Origin of the sequence: Corynebacterium sp. 13CS0277 (assembly GCF_002994655.1) — a bacterium.
Taxonomy (GTDB): domain Bacteria; phylum Actinomycetota; class Actinomycetes; order Mycobacteriales; family Mycobacteriaceae; genus Corynebacterium.
The window spans coordinates 1-3,595 of sequence record NZ_PPDL01000047.1 but is presented as its reverse complement, the minus strand read 5'-3'; the positions used below and the strand labels follow the sequence as shown (position 1 = coordinate 3,595).

The following is a 3,595-nucleotide window of genomic DNA, read 5'->3' as shown; positions in this document are numbered from 1 at the left end:
CAACATTAGTTTCATAATTTATCATCAACCTTGAATTTGGGATTTTATTTTTTGCCATCTTATTGTCCTTTTTTTCACAACACCTTATAAGCAAGTTACCTTAATAACGCCAATAACACAATGTTTATACAGCTAAATTTAAACCCAGATCATTGGTCTATACTTTCTATTTAAATCATCTATAGAATATCCTCTAGCTGGTACAGTTGCTAAGACACTAAAACCTTGTGAACTTCTAATCTCTTCATGTTCAAAACTAAGGTTTAAAGCAACTTTAGCATCAACTATACTTTTAATTTTTGTGACATACGCATCTTTGCTTAAATTATTATATGAGTACAATAAACTTTGTTAATCCTTATTAAATTCAACAAAAGCATTATTAGTTATTGGATGATATGTTAAACCAATATTGAAAACGGCTTTATTAGTGTTTGTCGAATTTTCTTGTTTTAAAATCCTAAACCCCGTAAATAGTCTTTCTAAATCTTGTTCATCAAACGCAATTATATTATCATAAATACTTTGTAAGATAGCTTCAGTATTAGCATTCCTATCAATGCTGGTAACCCTCTTGACTTTACCATCTCGTACTCTGACTGACGTGTTTTTGATGTTAAGCTTAATATCTTGTTGATTTTCTTTGAAGAGTTCTGGCGAATAGCTAAATGTCGATTCAACCACTATTCCTGTAACACCACTTTTTTCGACAGTGTAGCAAATATCTTTCAACAAATTTTTATTTTCATTCACTAAAGTGAAAAATGCACTGGTTGGAATACAAATCGAAGCACATAACTTTGTTTATTCTTTAATATTTAAATCATCTATTTTATTTAGTAGCCATGCAATTATTAAAGCTAAAGCTTTTGCTTTTTCTTATCTTTTTTATTAGCGCTATTTTACTCAATAGTGTTGGTATTGTTATATTACAGTCAGTTACCCATTACAAAGCCACAGAGATTGAAGCTAGTATTCTTGAGGCTTGTAAGGATCTAACAATAGCGGTAGTTTCATTCTCGATTTGCTCATTTATCCCAAGGTTTGGCTATAAAAATTCTATGTTGACTGGATTAGCAATAATTACTATAGGATGTATTACTATGGTGACCTTCGATAGTTTTTTAACTACTAAGATATTATTTATATTAACTGGAGTGGCTTTTGCCTTAATCAAAGTTTCTGTGTATTCAACAGTTGGTTTGATTACCGATAATTCAAAAGCACATGCTAATTTAATGAGTTTATTAGAAGGCATTTCCCAAATGGGTGTAGTATTGCGTTTTTTTATATTTAGTATATTTATATATTTTGGTAACTGGTTTGGTACTTACTGGTTACTAGCTGGTTTATGTGTTATAGCTTTTCTACTACTTTTATTTACAAAGCTTGATGAATCAGCAGCAAAAATAACCCAAAACTCTAATTTTTTAGCAGATACACTAAATATGCTAAAACTTATAAAGCTACCTATAGTTTTGTTATTTATTATCAGCGTATTTTTTTATGTATTCATAGAACAAAGCGTACAATCATGGTTACCAACATTTAATACCAAAGTTCTTCATCTTTCTGCATCAACTAGTGTATTTATGGCGAGTTTTTTTGCTTTGAATATTACTGCAGGCAGAATCATTTTTGGTTTCATAATGAAGAAAATTGACTGGAAAAAAATTATTCTTATAGCTCTTATCTGCTGTGCAATTTTAATAATATAGTTAATCCGAGAGTATTTTGTTAAACACATAAGAGATAGCATCACAAAATTTTTCAAAACTATTATTCACTTTTCTAAATATTTTTTTAAAGTTAGCCCAAACCTTTTCAATAGGATTTAAATCTGGAGAGTACGGAGGTAGATATAATATTTGTACATCAAATTTATTGGCTATTTCAATCAGCTTAGAGGATTTATGGAAACTAGCATTATCCATTACTATAGTAGTTTTAGGTTTTAATGATGGGCATAAGTGTTCCTCAAACCATTGATTAAAAATTTCAGTATTGGTATATCCGCTGTACTCTAATGGAGCTATAATCTTTTTATCTGCATAATTATATCCAGCAACAATACTTCTTCTTTGTGTTTGATATGCTAAAACCTCGCCATAACTAGGCTCACCAATTAGTGACCATCCTCTTAGGATAGAAAGCTTATTGTCACACCCCATCTCATCTATATAAAATAACAAGTTTTGAGCTATTTCTTTTAGTTTTTCTATATACTCCAACCTTTCATGTTCTTTTCTTTGCTTATATTTTGGAGTCTTTTTTTAAAACTAAAACCAAGTATATTAAGACAATCATAAAATGTACTTCTTGGAATATCAGGGGCTAATGCTTCTTTTATATCTAATGTACTTGCATCTGGATGATCTATCAAATACTGTTCAATCAATGTTTTATCGGTAAAGCTAGCGACTCTGCCACAACCAACTCCTTGCCTTGAACTATAATCTCCGGTTCTTTTATAAAGCTCTATCCATGAAACAACTGTACGCTTATCTATGTTAAAAAACTTACTCAGCTCGAACTCCGTCATACCTTCTTCATATTTATTAATTACAATGTCTCTAAAATCTTGGCTATATGATGGCATTTTTATTAGACATTATAACATTTCTACAAATATCTTTTTCTACAAATATCTTTCGGATTAACTAGGTTCTGTGCACAAAAAACTTAAATTATATTGAAAATAGCTAAACTGCTGTTATTTAAGATTTGAAAAGCAATAAATATCAATGGTTTAGCAAATGAATTATCATATAAAAGAAGTATTCTGGTCAATTATTTTATCATTTTTAAAATCATAAAAAGGTATACATACCAATGATGAAGCCAAATTAAGATTATTTATTGAAGCTGTATTTTATGTGTTACGTACAGGCTGTCAATGGAGGATGTTACCATTTTATTATGGTAAATATAGATCAATACATAAGCGTTTTAAAGATTGGTGTGATAAAGATATATTTTCTAGATTATTTAAATCAGTACAAAACCCTGATTTACAAGAAGTCATGCTTGATTCAACAATAGCAAGAGCACATGCTTGTGCTACGGGATATGATAAAGATGATAACCAAGCAATTGGTAGATCAGTTGGTGGGATAACCACTAAAATCCATGCTATGACTGATGCTTTAGGTAATCCAATAGAAATATTGTTGTCAGAAGGTAAAACTCATGATAGTAAAGTAGCTAATTTACTAAAAAATGTATATAATACAAAAGTTATTGCTGATAGAGCATATCATTCTAATGAAATCAGGCAGCATATTCAAAGTATATCCTCTGAAGCTGTTATCCCTTGTAAATCAAATACTCTAAACCATATACCTTTTGATAGTCATGTATATAAAGAAAGACATTTGATAGAGAATTTCTTTTCTAAAATTAAGCATTTTAGAAGAGTATTCTCTAGATTTGATAAAACCATTTCAGAATATATAGGAATGATTAAATTAGCTTGTACTTTTATTTGGCTACTGAGAAACTATTTTTGTGCACAGAACCTAAATATTTTTTTAAAGTTAGCCCAAACCTTTTCAATAGGATTTAAATCTGGAGAGTACGGAGGTAGATATAATAT

At 29.6% G+C, this 3,595-nt stretch carries 5 protein-coding genes and 1 pseudogene; 2 read left to right on the top strand and 4 right to left on the bottom strand.

What is annotated here, in order from left to right; genetic code table 11:
• Window positions 1-138: 138 nt before the first annotated feature.
• Together C1Y63_RS12610 and C1Y63_RS12305 are read right to left on the bottom strand one after the other, a co-directional pair.
• A complete protein-coding gene (locus C1Y63_RS12610) occupies window positions 139-342 on the bottom strand; it encodes a hypothetical protein (RefSeq protein WP_003016156.1) in 204 nt (67 codons plus the stop codon).
• Between the two features lie 9 nt (window positions 343-351).
• Window positions 352-753 (bottom strand): hypothetical protein, encoded by a 402-nt coding sequence (locus tag C1Y63_RS12305; RefSeq protein ID WP_199189120.1) that lies wholly within the window; start codon window positions 751-753, stop codon window positions 352-354.
• A 92-nt stretch (window positions 754-845) separates the two neighbouring features.
• Here C1Y63_RS12305 and C1Y63_RS12300 point away from each other — a divergent pair, with 92 nt between their 5' ends.
• On the top strand, window positions 846-1,718 hold the full coding sequence (locus tag C1Y63_RS12300) for a sugar MFS transporter (RefSeq protein ID WP_011997498.1): 873 nt from the start codon (window positions 846-848) through the stop codon (window positions 1,716-1,718).
• Here the strand turns inward: C1Y63_RS12300 and C1Y63_RS12295 are convergent.
• Window positions 1,719-2,599 (bottom strand): IS630 family transposase gene (locus C1Y63_RS12295; RefSeq protein WP_011457329.1). Its coding sequence is split into 2 segments (ribosomal slippage): window positions 1,719-2,275 and window positions 2,275-2,599, totalling 882 coding nucleotides; the frame shifts between segments, so codons are not numbered across the junction.
• Between the two features lie 157 nt (window positions 2,600-2,756).
• Between C1Y63_RS12295 and C1Y63_RS12290 the strand changes: the two are divergent.
• Window positions 2,757-3,491: pseudogene (locus C1Y63_RS12290) on the top strand (IS5 family transposase); the annotation flags it as partial.
• Window positions 3,492-3,499: 8 nt separating this feature from the next.
• Here C1Y63_RS12290 and C1Y63_RS13250 read toward each other — a convergent pair.
• A partial coding sequence (locus C1Y63_RS13250; protein ID WP_199189121.1) for a transposase occupies window positions 3,500-3,595 on the bottom strand: 96 nt, incomplete at its 5' end.

Coding starts and splice junctions, on each gene's coding strand:
- C1Y63_RS12300 (WP_011997498.1), top strand. CDS start 846: ATGCAATTATTAAAGCTAAAGCTTTTGCTTTTTCTTATCTTTTTTATT.